Source organism: Bacillus sp. AFS023182, assembly GCF_002560575.1.
Classification (GTDB): Bacteria; Bacillota; Bacilli; order Bacillales; family Bacillaceae_G; genus Bacillus_A; species Bacillus_A arachidis.
Genome location: NZ_NTRO01000039.1, coordinates 1 through 15,468, shown reverse-complemented (window position 1 = coordinate 15,468; position 15,468 = coordinate 1). Strand labels below are relative to the sequence as shown.

The 15,468-nt window shown below is 36.6% G+C and carries 12 protein-coding genes and 2 pseudogenes; 10 read left to right on the top strand and 4 right to left on the bottom strand.

All coding sequences use genetic code 11. The annotated features are described in order from the left end of the window. On the top strand, nt 1-229 hold a 229-nt coding region (locus tag CN288_RS18590; RefSeq protein ID WP_303745782.1), incomplete at its 5' end, for a thiol-activated cytolysin C-terminal domain-containing protein. A gap of 1,065 nt (nt 230-1,294) precedes the next feature. Here CN288_RS18590 and CN288_RS18580 read toward each other — a convergent pair. Next, nucleotides 1,295-1,441, bottom strand: coding sequence for a YflJ family protein (locus tag CN288_RS18580; protein ID WP_081810963.1), 147 nt, complete (start codon nt 1,439-1,441; stop codon nt 1,295-1,297). Between the two features lie 531 nt (nt 1,442-1,972). Here CN288_RS18580 and CN288_RS18575 point away from each other — a divergent pair. The 8 genes from CN288_RS18575 to CN288_RS18540 all read left to right on the top strand — a co-directional run bounded on the left by CN288_RS18575 (nt 1,973) and on the right by CN288_RS18540 (nt 11,566). Next, the gene (locus tag CN288_RS18575; RefSeq protein WP_441296565.1) at nt 1,973-3,421 is read left to right on the top strand and encodes an amino acid permease; all 1,449 of its coding nucleotides are present in this window, start codon (nt 1,973-1,975) and stop codon (nt 3,419-3,421) included. Between the two features lie 16 nt (nt 3,422-3,437). Next, nucleotides 3,438-4,766, top strand: coding sequence for a 4-aminobutyrate--2-oxoglutarate transaminase (gene gabT / locus CN288_RS18570; protein ID WP_026590701.1), 1,329 nt, complete (start codon nt 3,438-3,440; stop codon nt 4,764-4,766). A 23-nt stretch (nt 4,767-4,789) separates the two neighbouring features. Next, a complete protein-coding gene (locus CN288_RS18565; protein ID WP_098302821.1) occupies nt 4,790-6,232 on the top strand; it encodes an aldehyde dehydrogenase family protein in 1,443 nt (480 codons plus the stop codon). Between the two features lie 21 nt (nt 6,233-6,253). Further along, nucleotides 6,254-6,607, top strand: coding sequence for a DUF3870 domain-containing protein (locus CN288_RS18560; protein ID WP_026590699.1), 354 nt, complete (start codon nt 6,254-6,256; stop codon nt 6,605-6,607). Nucleotides 6,608-6,993: 386 nt separating this feature from the next. Further along, nucleotides 6,994-7,242, top strand: a complete 249-nt coding sequence (locus tag CN288_RS18555) for a hypothetical protein (protein WP_244525417.1) — start codon at nt 6,994-6,996, stop codon at nt 7,240-7,242. 282 nt (nt 7,243-7,524) lie between these two features. After that, the gene (gene glaH, locus CN288_RS18550) at nt 7,525-8,463 is read left to right on the top strand and encodes a glutarate dioxygenase GlaH (protein WP_090691384.1); all 939 of its coding nucleotides are present in this window, start codon (nt 7,525-7,527) and stop codon (nt 8,461-8,463) included. A gap of 72 nt (nt 8,464-8,535) precedes the next feature. Beyond that, a complete protein-coding gene (gene lhgO / locus CN288_RS18545) occupies nt 8,536-9,759 on the top strand; it encodes an L-2-hydroxyglutarate oxidase (protein ID WP_098302820.1) in 1,224 nt (407 codons plus the stop codon). Nucleotides 9,760-10,114: 355 nt separating this feature from the next. Continuing rightward, the gene (locus CN288_RS18540) at nt 10,115-11,566 is read left to right on the top strand and encodes an MFS transporter (protein ID WP_026590694.1); all 1,452 of its coding nucleotides are present in this window, start codon (nt 10,115-10,117) and stop codon (nt 11,564-11,566) included. Nucleotides 11,567-11,763: 197 nt separating this feature from the next. Here the strand turns inward: CN288_RS18540 and CN288_RS18535 are convergent, their stop codons facing one another. Both CN288_RS18535 and CN288_RS18530 read right to left on the bottom strand, forming a co-directional pair. Beyond that, a complete protein-coding gene (locus tag CN288_RS18535) occupies nt 11,764-13,197 on the bottom strand; it encodes an alanine/glycine:cation symporter family protein (RefSeq protein ID WP_090691388.1) in 1,434 nt (477 codons plus the stop codon). A 277-nt stretch (nt 13,198-13,474) separates the two neighbouring features. Further along, nucleotides 13,475-13,618, bottom strand: a pseudogene (locus tag CN288_RS18530) (helix-turn-helix domain-containing protein); the annotation flags it as partial. Between CN288_RS18530 and CN288_RS18525 the strand changes: the two are divergent. Beyond that, nucleotides 13,605-13,787 (top strand): annotated as a pseudogene (locus CN288_RS18525) (cation transporter dimerization domain-containing protein); the annotation flags it as partial. The pseudogenes CN288_RS18530 and CN288_RS18525 sit on opposite strands and share 14 nt — an antisense overlap. Before the next feature lie 673 nt (nt 13,788-14,460). Here the strand turns inward: CN288_RS18525 and CN288_RS18520 are convergent. Continuing rightward, nucleotides 14,461-15,309 (bottom strand): DUF2935 domain-containing protein, encoded by an 849-nt coding sequence (locus CN288_RS18520; RefSeq protein ID WP_090691392.1) that lies wholly within the window; start codon nt 15,307-15,309, stop codon nt 14,461-14,463. Nucleotides 15,310-15,468 lie beyond the last annotated feature (159 nt).

Genomic DNA, 15,468 nt, shown 5'->3' with positions numbered 1-15,468 from the left:
CCATAAAACTTGGGAAGGAAGTGGCAGAGACAGAACTGCTCATTTCAATACAGTCATACCACTTCCACCGAATTCAAAGAATGTAAAAGTCGTAGCGAGAGAATGTACAGGTCTTGCATGGGAATGGTGGAGAACAATTATTAATGAACAAAATGTTCCATTAACAAATGAAATAAAAGTTTCAATTGGAGGAACAACATTATACCCATCGGCTAATATTAGTCATTAGGTAAAAGTGAAGCGCCCTGTTTATAGGGCGCTTTTTTAATTGGTTGCAAGAATCCCACTGGTTTTTCCAGCTTGCTCCTTTAGGGGGGAAGTGTCAATAACATAAAGTATTGTAAAACCTTTAATATCCCCCTTCACAAGTACTGAAGGGAATTTCCCTTTGCATAATCAGTAGTATTATGGGAACGGGAAGTGAGTGCTATGAACTATTGAGCCCGAAAGAAAAATTGGTTCTTTTAGCTTATGAAAGAAAGTACTTAGCATCAAGAAGTATGTATCCTATGAAAGTTAAGAGAAGAACAAGAGTAAAAAAGATTGTTTTTTGCTTTTTACTTCTATTTTTAAACCATCCCCATCTTTTGCTATCCATATCTAAGCAATAGTAATCAACCACAAGAAATAACAGGATGAGTAAGAAATAGAAAAAGATTTTCAGTATAATCATCTCCTTTTTATTCCATTTTAATAGAAATAACGAAATGTTCCATTAAGAATATTCTAATCATGTCAGGATTACATAACAAAACATTATATGAAGTAAACATAGGGACTAATTCTATATTCAACAAGGATTAGACCTTATATTCTTATTAAAAGCTTTATGAAAGAATATATGTTTCACTGGTTTTTCCGAAGATACTAACTGCTCTTAAATAAGATAAAAGTAAATAGAAAAAAATCGCTATCTGAAGCGATTTTTTTATTATTTGTATTGATTGTTGTTAAGGAATAGTAATTACATACGGTACTGTAAATACCTTACCTTTATGCTGGAATTGTCCCCATATTTTATAAGTGCCGCTAGTTGGAAATTCTGTATGGAACATAGCTTCAGGTTCCATATTCTTAGTACCGGCTGGATGTACATGAAGGTATTTTTAATTGCATCTAGATATGTTTCAAGGTCAGTAATTGGTGTCTTCGTAGCTGCATCTTTTATGTTGAAAAGGAAGAAAAAATCTCACATGAAATTATACTTATATAATCTTAGTTTGATGGGTATGCGGTGCTACCTTATATATTCGAAAGAACAGTCGATATCGTTTTATCGATGAATCATAATAGATTACTTACCTTTAAGTTCTTCTTGTTTTGCAGCTAATAAATTGCGTAAAACATGGGCACGATAGCTTTCCAATTTTCTTCCTTCATAATAACGAACGCCTATTTTTTTAAGTTCGGCTACGTACCATCCTTTTGTTCCGTAATACATGGAAATCACTTCCTTTTTTTACTTTTAAATAGTATATGTTTTGGAATTTATAAATTTCGTTTTTTTATAGCGAATGACTGAATTTAAAATAAATGTTGAATATTCAGTCTATTTGTATTATTATTAGCTTATTATCGGATGACAGTGATTAGCCTCTCTGCATGCCCGGATATGATTTCGTTCAATTTAATCGAGGATGATTGGCTTCTTTCCACTTGAACTTCCTTAGCAGGAAGACGAGCCATAAGGATAGAGACAGTAAAATCCAATGTAATTCTTTACATTGTTTTTCTGGCTCTTTTTATTGTTTCTATTTATCCCGTCTTAACGGGCAGTAAGACCCCACGCCTCAAGATTCAGAAGGTGGAGGATAATTGCCCATAAAGGTCCGATTCGTTCAATTAATAATCAGTGGGGATGAAGAATCCGCCCGCTGATTAAAGTTTTACCTTATAGGAGGATTTTGAGAAAGCGTTATCAATCATGGGCGATGTTTCGATATTATGTATGTTCACTTTAAGAAAAGGATTTATGAAAATAAATACTTATAGGTTGGTGATCTTTTTGGTGCAAGAAAAAAAGGAATTACAAAAAGACTTAAAAACCAGGCATATAACAATGATTTCGATTGGCGGGGTTATCGGGGGAGGCTTATTTGTAGGAAGTGGGACAATTATTCAATCAACAGGTCCAGCTGCCATTTTGTCCTATATCATTGGCGCTTTAATGGTTGTACTTGTGATGCGGATGCTCGGGGAGATGGCTGCGGTAAACCCTGATAGTGGTTCATTCTCAACATATGCACATAAGGCAATTGGACCTTGGGCAGGGTACACAATCGGTTGGTTATATTGGTTCAATTGGCTCATCATTATTGCAATTGAAGCGGTATTGTTAGGCGTGATGATCAATAATTGGTTTCCTTCCATACCAACATGGATAGCGAGTTTGTTCGTGATTATCCTTATGACAATGACAAATGTTTATTCAGTGAAGTTATATGGAGAGTTTGAATATTGGTTAGCATTTATTAAAGTTGTAGCGATTCTTGCATTTTTAGTGTTAGGAATTGCAATGATTTTTGGACTTGTTCCTAACGTAGATAGACCAGACCTTTCGATGATCTCTGAAAACGGAGGCTTTTTTCCAAAAGGGATTATGCCTGTATTGCTCAGTGTTGTATTTATTTCTTTCTCCTTATCGGGGAGTGAAGTAGCAGCGATTGCGGCCGGAGAGTCTGACAATCCAGAGAAAAACGTAATAAGAGCGATTAACAGTGTTGTATGGCGTCTTATGATTTTCTTTGTAGGGTCTGTAACGATTTTGGTCATTTTTATGCCGTGGAACAATGCAGAATTATTGAAACTACCATATGCAAGTTTATTTCAGATGGCAGGAATCCCTGCTGCTGCAGAAATTATGAATGGAGTTGTGTTTCTGTCGCTCCTTTCGGTTATGAATTCCGGAATATACACGAGTTCTCGTATGTTATTTTCACTTGCGAAAAAGGGAGACGCTCCTTTTATTTTTTCAAAGTTAAACAGTAGAGGGACACCCGTTTGGGCAATCTATGCAAGTATTGTATTTGCATTCATTTGCGCTATGCTCAAGTTCATATCACCTGATAAATTATTTGCTTTTTTAGCGAATAGCTCAGGCGGCGTTACAATGCTGATGTATATGTTCGTTGCCGTTTCACATATTCGGTTAAGAAGAAAAGCTGAAAGAGAAGACTCGGGGCAACTAAAGGTAAAAATGTGGTTATTCCCTTACCTCACATATGCAACACTTGCGATGATTATTACGATATTTGTTGCACAAGCGTTTATAGAGGATATGAGAATGCAATTTTATATGACGATGTTAGCGACTGCTATCGTTATCGCAATTTATTTCTTAAGAGATAGAAATAAACGAGTACCGATAAACGAAGAGTTTACGATTATACAAGATTCGAAAGTTAGTTTAGAGAAGGAGTAAGAAAGGGGTATGTTCCATGTTAAAAGAAAAGCAAAATATTGTAACGACAAAATCTAATAGTCTACATGAGAGAAGAAACAATGCGGTGCCTGGTGGCCCTTATAATATTACGCAGTTATATGTAGGGTCGGCAAAAGGAGCAATCATTACGGATGTAGATGGCAATGAATTAATAGATTTTGCAGGCGGGATTGGTATGCAAAATGTTGGGCATTGTCATCCGAAGGTCGTACAAGCCATTCAGAGCCAAGTGGAATCTTCTATTCATAGTTGTTTTCATGTAGCACCGTATGAAAGCTATATTGAACTAGCTGAGAGATTGAATGAATTAACGCCAGGAGATTTTAAGAAAAAAACAATGTTTGCTAATAGCGGGGCGGAAGCGGTAGAAAATGCTGTGAAAATCGCTAGGAAAGCGACTGGGCGCAGTGCCATCGTTTCGTTTGAACGTGCATATCACGGACGTACACTTCTGACGATGTCGCTTACGAGTAAAGTAAAACCTTATAAGCATGGATTTGGCCCGTTTGCATCAGATGTATACAAGCTGCCTTATCCGTATTATTACCGCGCAGAAGACGGCATGACGAAAGAAGAAGTAGATGAGCGAATTTTAGCGTATTTCGAACGTTTTATGTTAGAGGAAGTAGCGAGTGATAATATTGCTGCCATCATTTTGGAACCGCTTCAAGGTGAAGGTGGATTTATCGTTCCAAGTGCTACGTTTATACAAGGCGTTAGAAACCTTTGTGATAAATATGGAATTATCATGATTGCTGATGAGATTCAAACGGGCTTTGCTCGTACAGGAAGTTTGTTTGCGATGGATCATTTTGGCGTAGCTCCTGATTTAATGACATTTTCCAAATCCATTGCTGCAGGGATGCCGCTTAGCGCAGTAACAGGAAGAGCGGAATTGATGGATGCTCCTGGGCCGGGACAACTTGGTGGTACCTTTTCAGGAAGTCCGGTTGCTTGCGCAGCTGCACTCGCTGTTTTAGATGTAATTGAAGAAGAGCAGTTAGTAAAACGTGCTGAAGTCATCGGTAGCCGTATGATGGAAGTGTTCCATAGCTGGAAGGAAAAATATGAATGTATTGGAGATGTAAGAGGCCTTGGGGCTATGACGGCGATCGAACTTGTCAAAGATCGCAATACGAAAGAGCCAGCAACAGAAGAAGTAAAAGCGATTATGCAAGAAACGCATAACAAAGGTGTAATCACAATAAGCGCTGGAATTTATGGAAATGTCCTTCGTTTCTTACCGCCCCTTGTTATTACAGATGAACAACTTGAGGAAGGGCTTGCGATTCTTGAAAGTGCAATTGCGAATCTATCAAAATAAGAAACAATGATGGAGGTAGAAGAATGCAGTTTTTCAATTATATAAATGGCCAGTGGAGAGAGCCATCTACAAATCAATATTCGAAAAACTATAACCCGCATAATGGAGAAGTATTAGGAGAATTTCCATTAAGCTCGGCAGATGATACTAGGGCGGCTATTGCATCAGCGAAAGAAGCTTTTCAACATTGGCAAGGGCTATCATTCCAAGAGCGGGCAAGTTATTTATGGAAAGCAGCAGCGATATTAAAGGAGAGGGTTACTGAAATCGGTCAAGATTTAACAAGCGAAGAAGGAAAGACGATTGCGGAAGGAATGGGAGAGACGAAGCGAGCAATCAGTATTCTTGAATACTATGCAGGAGAAGCGAATCAGCCAGTAGGAGAAATGATTCCTTCGGCAAATCCGAAAACAATGCTCTACAGCAAACGTGTAGCAGTTGGACCAGTCGGACTTATTACGCCGTGGAACTTTCCAATTGCGATTCCCGCATGGAAAATGGCGCCGGCACTTATTTACGGGAATACGGTTGTCATAAAGCCTGCTGAAATTACGCCAAAATCAGTCTATCACCTTGTGAATGCTTTTCACGAGGCAGGAATTCCTGCTGGAGTGATCAATTGTGTATTCGGAAAAGGTTCAGTCGTTGGAACGGAATTAACAGAAAACCCGGATATAAAAGCGATATCCTTTACTGGTTCGAATAGCGTCGGAAAAACCATTCAGCAAACCGCGATTGCAAGCGGAAAGAAAGTGCAGTTAGAAATGGGAGGGAAAAACCCATTAGTCGTATTAAAGGATGCTGATGTTCAGAAGGCAGTCGATATTGCGATAAGAGGTGCATTTATGTCAACGGGGCAAAAATGCACAGCGACAAGCAGAGTGATTATTGAAGAGGACATTTATGAAGAATTTCGAAGTGAGCTCCTATTGCGTACAGAAGCGCTTAAGGCTGGAAACCCATTCGAACAAAATACGTTTATGGGGCCGTGCGTATCCGAGAGTCAACAGCACGCTGTTTTATCGATGATTGAAGTTGGAAAGAAAGAAGCTTCATTACTTTGCGGAGGCGACGTACCAGAAGAAGATGAGTTAAAACAAGGATATTATGTCCTGCCGACTATTTTTGAAGACGTACCGCAAGACGCGCGAATTGCGAAAGAAGAAATTTTCGGCCCTGTTATTTGTTTATTTAAGGTGAACAATTATCAAGAAGCGATTTATTTGGCGAACGATACAGAATATGGGCTGAGCGCATCTGTTTGTACAAATAATCTCAGTCTAGCCCAGCAGTTTATCGATGATATGGAAGTTGGAATGGTCCATGTCAACTCAGAAACTGCAGGAGCAGAGCCGCAAGTTCCGTTTGGGGGAATGAAAAATTCGAGCGCGGGACCACGTGAACAAGGAAAAACAGCTGCAGAATTTTATACAAGGGTGAAGACAGTATATATCGATCAAGTATAAGTTATAAAATGGGGGATGAACATGCGTAAAGGTACTTTTTTCATGGCAGGACACTCAAGACTTCCGAAAGGGATGGCTGTACGCAGTGTCTATGAAACATTAACAATTACAATAGAAGCAGATCACAAATATCACGTTATAATTGAAGCGTCATGTACCCTTGCTACTGAACATGGGAGAGACTTTATTGCTCAAATGTTAAGAGGACATAGTTTACGAGATGGTATTGAAGATATCATTCAAGAAATCACGTATCACTATCAAGGAAAAGCGCAAAATGCAATTATTAGCGCGGTAAAAGATTTATATCGTCAATATACAAACTATTTAAATGGCAACAAACCGCTAGAAGAGTGCGAGGAAACAAATCTATAACAAACTGCCTAGTTTATTGCACTTTATTCTGTAAAGAGCGTTCATAGACGAGAGCCAGTTATATTTCAGCTTATTTAGTGAGCGGAATATAACTGGCTTTTTTATGTTTATCTAATGAGAAGGCTGATAAAATGTCAAAATTAAATCAAGGTGTAAAGCAAAAAAGAGGGTGCGCGAAAAATGGTGTGGTGAAAACGTGTAACATATGTAAAGCGTGTGGCCAGGAAAAAGAAAATGAAAAGTACATGTCAAAAGAAAGTCCTCTTAAATATAAAAATTATAATAGATGAATATGGTGTGAATTATTGCTGCTTCATATACAATAAAAGTAGGATTGCTCTTCTACTAAAGAGCAGTTTTCAGAAGGAGGGAATGACTTGGAGAAAATGAAAGTAGAATTTGAAGTAAAAGGATTCGGTGAAGAAGAGCTAGTAAATGTTGAGGGTGCCTATAAAAGTATTGAAATTGCAAGAGTAAAAGGGTTATCAAAGGAAACTACATTAGGCGAGTTAGAATCTATTTTAACAGCTATGTTTGATGAAGTTGAGAAAAAATATGAAAATCCACCACAATTTACTGGAAGAATCACGATTCGAGCAAAGAAAGAGAATGCTGAGATTAAGTATTATGGTTAACTACATGAAAATAAATAATAAAAACATATTGACAGTGTAAATATTTTGAATTATCATATAATTACAAAGTGATAAGATCCATACGAGAAATTAGCCTTCTCTATATCCGATCTTCATTTTCTGTTTTGCACATATTTTCATAAAAAAACTGTCTATTATTACTGTACTTTAAGAGATTAAAGAACACTCGTAATTTAAAGCCAGTTGTACGTTTTCTACAATTTTTATTGTAGATGCGTATGACTGGCTTTTTCGTTTACTTAAACTAAAGGAGGAAATAAAATGTCAGTGATTACAAAGCAAGAAGTGAAGATGAAGTTTGCGAAGAAATATGAGGGGTATGAAATTGTGCCTCATCCAGAACATAAAAGGTTGTATCATATTGTGTTAGACGGGCAATTGCTTGGGCAGTTTTTCGAAGGGGTAAAAGAACATTCGGAGCAATCCTTACAATATATTCCGTATTCGCGTTTTATTATTGCGGATCAAATGAAAAAGCTTTTTGGTGAATCCTTTATGGAAAATGTTCGAGGTATTATTCATGACCGTGAAACGGGCGGGTTTACAATTGGTGTACAAGGCGAAACGACTGATGCAGGAGACTATGTGAAATTTGCAACTGCATTAACACATTTAATTGGTACGTCTAACTTTGACGCGATGACAGGAACGTATTACGCAAGATTTAACGTGAAAGATACAGATAGTAGTGATTCGTATCTTCGCCAAGCATATCGATTATTTACGCTTCATACAGACGGGACATTTGTTGACGAACCGACAGATTGGCTCCTTATGATGAAAATAGAGGAAAAGAATGCAGTAGGCGGCGAATCACGCCTGCTTCATTTAGATGATTGGGAAGAACTTGATAAGTTTCGCAATCATCCACTCGCATCAGTTAAGGTTACGTACAAAGCGCCTCCAAGTAAAAATGCGCAAGAAATCGTATACCGTGAAACATTTTTTGATGTAAACAATGCACCGTGCATTTGTTTTATTGATCAATTTGCTTATCCGGATAATATTGAACAGGCAACATATTTGAAGGAATTATCATACTCTGTTGAAAACTCTCCAGCAACACACGCATTAAAACTACCAGTTGGGGATCTTGTTCTATTAAACAATTTATTTTGGATGCATGGGCGCGCTCCTTTTGAGAAAAACAAAGATCTATATCGAGAACTCATGCGCCAGCGCGGCTGTTTTTCTAAATAATACATGTGGCGGGTCTTACAATAAGGCCTGCCTTTCCTAATATAGGGGATACAGACATAAGGGGGAAGTTAAATGTATGATTTTCTAATTATCGGCGGAGGAATTGTGGGGCTTTCAACTGGAATGGCCTTAACGAAAAAATTTCCTCATGCCAAAATCGCAGTAATTGAAAAAGAGAACGAACTTGCGCATCACCAAACAGGACATAATAGCGGTGTCATTCATTCTGGCATTTACTACAAACCAGGTAGCTATAAAGCGAGATTTGCAAAAGAAGGAAACGCAGCGATGGTTCAGTTCTGCAAAGAAAATGGCATTGCCTATGACATGTGCGGAAAGGTGATCGTTGCAACAGAAAAAGAAGAAATTCCTCTTTTGCATAACCTGTATGAAAGAGGTCTACAAAATGGGCTGAACATTTCAAAAATCAACCAAGGAGAACTAGCGGAAATCGAACCCCACGTAAAAGGAGTAGGAGCTATTCGCGTTCCTTCTTGCGGCATTGCCGATTATAAAGGAGTCAGTCATACATTTGCACGTTTCATAGAGAAAAGCGGAGGAGAAGTACACTTAGGTACAAAAGCAGAACGAATTTTTGAACACAAAGATTTCGTTACAATCGAAACAAACAAAGGCGTCTTTGAAACAAGATTTCTCATTAATTGCGCTGGACTACATAGCGACCGAATCGCAAAAAAAGCAGGAATACTAACAGATATGAAAATCGTCCCGTTCCGAGGTGAATATTATGAACTCATTCCAGAAAAACGTCATCTTGTAAAACATTTAATTTACCCAGTTCCCAACCCAGACTTTCCATTCTTAGGCGTTCACTTTACAAGAATGATAAATGGGGACGTACATGCTGGGCCTAATGCAGTGTTAAGTTTTAAACGTGAAGGATATACAAAAAAGGATTTTGATATAAAAGACTTTATGGAAACAATGACATACGCAGGATTTTGGAAGATGGCGATGCCGAATATGAAAGAGGGCATGAAGGAAATGATTCGTTCTTTTAGTAAACAATCTTTTCTTAAAAGCTTGCAGCACCTCATACCAGAACTTACAGAGAAAGACATCGTTCCAACTCATGCTGGTGTAAGGGCGCAGGCGATTCTATCGAATGGAAATATGGTAGATGACTTCTGTATTATCCCGGGCATCAACTCTATGCATATTTGTAATGCACCGTCTCCAGCAGCAACGGCTAGTTTGAAGATTGGGGAGGAGATTGCGGGGAAAGTGCCGGATGTGGTTGTGGACCGAAATTTCTTGTCAAAAGCTACTTTTTGAAGTAGCTTTTTAATTTTTTTTGGCGAATACCGAAATTTATTGAATTACGGATATATGTTGAGAAACAAGCGATATATTTGGAAAATAAATGGTATAGGAGAAGAATACTCAATATTTCTATATAAAATATGGGGTATATGGATGTTTCCGAAATATTTATAGGGTGTATCCCTTTTTGTGAAAGCGCTTTATCATGTGGTCTATACCCCATATCGTTAGACAAGGAATTGATTTTATGAAACAATAGTAATAGGTAAAGAGAGGGTGCTTTTCCTTAAGTGCTTCGTATTGAATTTATTCTATAAGAGAAAGTGTGCTTAATGATTTAAATGAAATAAGGAGCTGTTTTTATTATATGCAACAAAAAAATAATTTAGATTTTGGACCTCAAGATGTAATTGTAGTGAACCCAAAACAAGCCAGGAAAGCCGTTATTGCTACTGGTATTGGGAATGCAATGGAGTGGTTTGACTTTGGCCTATATGCGTATTTAGCGGTTATTTTAAGTCAATTATTCTTCTCTGGTGTTCACGATAGTGGCTTACAGCTTGTATTAACATTTGGTACATTTGCTGCTGCCTTCTTAGTTAGGCCGATTGGTGGTATTTTCTTTGGTAGAATTGGTGATAAATATGGCCGAAAGATTGTATTAAGTACAACTATTATCTTAATGGCACTTTCGACATTATTCATTGCACTACTACCAACCTACGAACAAATTGGAATTTGGGCACCGATTTTATTATTAGTTGCTCGTATGGTTCAAGGGTTTTCCACAGGTGGGGAATATTCAGGAGCGATGGTGTATATCGCTGAATCATCTCCCGATAAGAAGCGTGGTATACTTGGTAGTGGTCTTGAAATTGGGACGCTTTCTGGTTACATCGCGGCTTCAGTAATCGTTACTGTTTTGACGGTAGTGTTAACAGATGAACAAATGCTTAGCTGGGGATGGCGTATCCCGTTCTTAATTGCTGCCCCAATTGGTTTGGTCGGTTTATATTTACGCCGCCATTTAGATGAATCTCCTATATTCCAAGAGATGGAAAAAGCGCAGGGAGATTCTGAAGAAGATGAACAAATTCCGTTTATTGATATTTTGAAATATCATAAAAAAGACTTTCTTTTAAGCACAGTAATTGTTGCCTTCTTTAATATTACAAACTATATGATCCTTTCTTATATTCCTTCTTATCTAACACAAGTATTAAAAATTAAAGAAACGACTGGTTTAATCATTATTTCAATTACGATGGCACTCATGATTCCACTGGCGCTTTATTTCGGGAAATTAAGCGATAAAGTTGGTAATAAACGTGTAGTACAATTCGGATTACTCGGTTTGACAGTATGTTCAATTCCTGCCTTTTTATTAATCAGCAATGGACATATTGCAGCTATTTTTATAGGTATCTTTGTTTTAGGTTTCTTCCTTAGTGTTTATGAAGGAACACTGCCTTCTTTATTACCATCTCTCTTTTTCACAGATGTACGTTATCGTGCACTCTCGATATCATTTAATATCTCCGTATCCATATTTGGTGGAACAACACCGCTCGTATGTTCATATTTAGTTCATGCTACTGGAAATGCACTTGCACCCGCATTTTATTTAACCGGTGTCAGCTTAATTGGCATCATTGTATTTAGCCTACTATTTGTGACAACGTCAGGTCGTGCCTTGAAAGGTTCGTACCCGACTGTAGAAACGAAAAAAGAAGCACACGCAATAGCGAAGCAAGATCCTGAAGAAGCACTTTGGTGGCACGAAGAATCTTTAGAAATTGAAGCAGTGAAAAATTCATAATGTGTATGAAAAGTAACTTGTATTTTTGCAATTTTTAAAACTCTTTGGTTGAATAAGTAACGCATCGCACTTTTCTCTAATTCAAACAAGCACAAAAATGAGTAGGATTATGCATTCAAAAAGATCCCCCTTATTACAAATTCAATTTGTAATAAGGGGGATTTCTCATAGTAAGAAATTGGATTTTCTTTCTTTTCCTATACGGCTTGTTTTTCTTCCTTTGAATTCTCTTTTTCCCAACACTCTGTATTCTGTAAGCCAGGAATAGAATCAGCTTGGAAAATTGGTGTTTTTCCAGCTTTCTTTTGTTTTATATAGTCTGCTAAAGCGGCATATGCAAACTTACCAAGAAGGGTAATGGCAATTAAATTTGTAAATACCATAAGACCCATAAAGAAATCAGCCATATTCCAAACAGTTTGAAGTGTCGCAACGGATCCGAATAAAATCATCGCAACTACTGCAACGCGATAAATCATTAACCATGATTTACTTTCTTTAATGAATGCAATATTGGTTTCACCATAATAGTAGTTTCCTAGTAATGAACTAAACGCAAATAAGAAAATAATAATCGCTAAGAAACTGCTTGCCCATGAGCCAATTTGTGAACTTAATGCAATTTGTGTTAACTCAATTCCTTCTAAATTCGCTTGCTTATATGCCCCGGAGCATAAGACGATAAATGCTGTTGAAGTACATACTAAAAACGTATCAACGAAAACGCCAAGCGCTTGAACAAGTCCTTGCTTTACAGGATGAGTGACATCTGATGTAGCGGCGGCGTTTGGTGAACTACCCATACCCGCTTCTGTTGCGAATAAACCACGCTGAATACCATACTTCATTGCTGCCCCGATGCCGCCAGCAATTGCTTGATCTAAACCAAATGCACCTCTAAATATTTCTAGAAAAATATCAGGTAAAATATAGAAGTTTTTAATTACAACAAAAACAGCTACGGCGATATAAACAATCGCCATTGGCGGAACAATCGTTTCTGTAATACGTGCGATACTTTTAATACCACCAAAAATAATAATCGCAACTAATGCAGCCATTACAATTCCTACGATGTACCGTTCTAAACCAAATGCGTTTTCAAATGCTAATGTTACTGTATTTGCTTGTACAGAGTTGAAAATTAATCCATAAGTAACAGTAATCAGGAGTGAGAACCAAACGCCCATCCAGCGTTTATTTAGTCCCTTCTCCATATAATAAGCGGGACCCCCGCGGAATCCACGTCCGTCTTTTATCTTATAAATTTGTGCAAGTGTACACTCTACAAAGCTTGTAGCAGCTCCAATAATCGCAATGAACCACATCCAAAATACTGCACCAGGTCCGCCCATTGAAATAGCTAGCGCCACACCAGCTAAGTTTCCGATTCCAATGCGGGCTGCTGCACTCAAACAAAATGCTTGAAACGGGGATATGCTATCCTTTTTCTTTGTCTTTTTGTTAAAGCCATTACTGATTAATCGTACCATGTCACCAAAATGGCTAATTTGTACAAATTTCAATTTAAAAGAAAAATAAAGCCCGAGGCCGATTAACATTGCAATAAGAATATATGACCATAAAATGTTATTCGTTATCTCAAGGAATCTACTAAAAATATCAATCATATCATGCACTTCCTTTTTTTATTTATAAGAAAAGTATATTTAAAAAATATCGTAGAAGCAAATGTAGTATAAAATAATGGTTCTTAATATCGTTTTAAACAACATTATACTTATTTTTCCGACTATTTTGTTTTTCTTAAATAATTTCAATGGGAGAAAGAAGAATCTTTATTCAAAGTAAGTTGTGAAATTTTAAAAACTGGAGAGAAGTTTAGTCTAGTTTTTATGAAAAGGAAACTTGAATGATCCTGAATGATGGTCTCTTTAATAAAGCTCATCATTTGAGGTTTGGATGTATTACATATGTAATCTCATACTTTTTGATTTTCTTATACAAATTAGCGCGCGACATTCCTAATTTTTTCGCCGCAATGCTTTTGTTCCGATATGTGTCTTGCAAGGTTTGAAGAATGCGTGTGCGTGATCATGGTCACTATGTATTAATTGATATTAGAATTAGTGTTCCGGCATATTTAACTATCCAACAAGGACATGATATTTGTAGAGAGATAAAAAATACTATAATAAATCAGAACCCAGAAGTATATGAAGTACTAATTCATTTAAACCCATGGTATGAGGAGAAATAGGTTTATTGAATTTTAGATTTATAAAAGGAAGTAGTCAGAGGATGTTTTTGTTAGTATTATTATCAGTTTTCCATTTTAAAATATGATCTCATATTAAATCAGATTGTAGCAGAGGCAATGGGAGGATTAATGCATGATACCTCAAAGCAAATTGTATCCCATTGTAATACTATTAATGATATTATTTACAGTTACTTGGATTACCATCAATCGACGAATTCTCAGTCAGCCTGTAGATTAGGGGCTAATCCCGTATTTTGGGGTGTGAGGCAAAGGGTGGGGAAAAAGGGGTTCCCCCCTAAATATACGTAAATTTATAAAATGTTTTTATTAAAGCATTGTTCTAAAAGAAAAACGAAAGATGACATTTAATAGGTCGTCTTTTTTCTTCAAAACATGTGTAAAATCTTCCTTAAGTTAACCTTTAATAATTAACATTCTTTATCATCCATGAAAGTAACTTTTTTATTATTCGTTTACTTTCAAATTCCTGAAACTATTGCCTACTGTCAATTTTCCTGAAATCCTCAATTTATCAAAAGAAATTATACATTAAAAATCCCTTTGGTAATATTTAATAAAATAATGTATGAGTCCATCATAAAGAAAGAAGTTAACAATAAACTGTTAACTTCTCAGCTTAAGGAAAAATAGTATCTTTTCTTATTTTTCACTATCTAGGTTGTGATTTAATATTGGTAAGATGAGCATCAAACATATCAATTATTTCAAGAAATCTATCAGCTTCACGAAATACATGGTCTGCTAATAATGGATGAATGATACTCTTTATTTTACATTGCTCAATTAAATCACGTGCCGTTTTCTTGAAATCACGAAGAGATGTAACTGACACACGATTTTGATCTAAAAATTGATCTAAAAGAGGTACTGTTTGAGATTGTGGTTTCATAGATTCTAAGTCGATTGCTTGATACATCAATTCATCAAAATCATTGCTAAAATTCCGGGCTGTATCTACAAGCTTTCTTTCCGATGGATCAAGAAGGTGACCAATAAATTTAGCATGGTCTGCCATAATCCTTAAAAAGAAAACATTTTCTTTAATAATAGCATCAGGAAGGGCATCTAATTTACCTTCATTTAATTCCATTAAACGGTTTCTAAAATAATTAGCTTCTCTACTTGTATGGTCCACTAACAGCGGAAAATTATTTTGTCCTGGCAATTTACATGTGAGAATTAATCCTAGAATTTTTCGTTTAAATCCCCAAATATTAGTTGCAGCTTGTTGTACTTCTGAATTAAATCTTTTTATTTGCCCAGGATCTGTTTCATTTGTATAGGAATATGCTATTTGTTCGATATGTTCAAACAATCGATAAAATTGATTAGCTTCTTCGATTAGTTGGGTATCCTCACATCTAAATCCTAATCGAAGAAAAAAAGAATGCTCCTTCATGATTCTAGACCAAAAACGAATTTCATTTAATGATCGTTCAACAAACATTACAGACGTAACACCCGTATCAGGGTGTAATGAGGTTTCATCCCTATTCATTCTTAATCCCCCCCAGTAAATACTAAGCTAGTTCTATTCTTATGAGTAAAAAAATATATATATACCATCAACAAAAGTTCATGATGATAATGATAAATCTCGTATACATGTAAAATTAACCTATCTTATCATTATCAGTAAGCAAAGCAAGCCCACTCC

Coding starts and splice junctions, on each gene's coding strand:
- CN288_RS18580 (WP_081810963.1), bottom strand. CDS start 1,441: ATGTATTACGGAACAAAAGGATGGTACGTAGCCGAACTTAAAAAAATA.
- CN288_RS18575 (WP_441296565.1), top strand. CDS start 1,973: ATGAAAATAAATACTTATAGGTTGGTGATCTTTTTGGTGCAAGAAAAA.
- gabT (WP_026590701.1), top strand. CDS start 3,438: ATGTTAAAAGAAAAGCAAAATATTGTAACGACAAAATCTAATAGTCTA.
- CN288_RS18565 (WP_098302821.1), top strand. CDS start 4,790: ATGCAGTTTTTCAATTATATAAATGGCCAGTGGAGAGAGCCATCTACA.
- CN288_RS18560 (WP_026590699.1), top strand. CDS start 6,254: ATGCGTAAAGGTACTTTTTTCATGGCAGGACACTCAAGACTTCCGAAA.
- CN288_RS18555 (WP_244525417.1), top strand. CDS start 6,994: ATGAAAGTAGAATTTGAAGTAAAAGGATTCGGTGAAGAAGAGCTAGTA.
- glaH (WP_090691384.1), top strand. CDS start 7,525: ATGTCAGTGATTACAAAGCAAGAAGTGAAGATGAAGTTTGCGAAGAAA.
- lhgO (WP_098302820.1), top strand. CDS start 8,536: ATGTATGATTTTCTAATTATCGGCGGAGGAATTGTGGGGCTTTCAACT.
- CN288_RS18540 (WP_026590694.1), top strand. CDS start 10,115: ATGCAACAAAAAAATAATTTAGATTTTGGACCTCAAGATGTAATTGTA.
- CN288_RS18535 (WP_090691388.1), bottom strand. CDS start 13,197: ATGATTGATATTTTTAGTAGATTCCTTGAGATAACGAATAACATTTTA.
- CN288_RS18520 (WP_090691392.1), bottom strand. CDS start 15,309: ATGAATAGGGATGAAACCTCATTACACCCTGATACGGGTGTTACGTCT.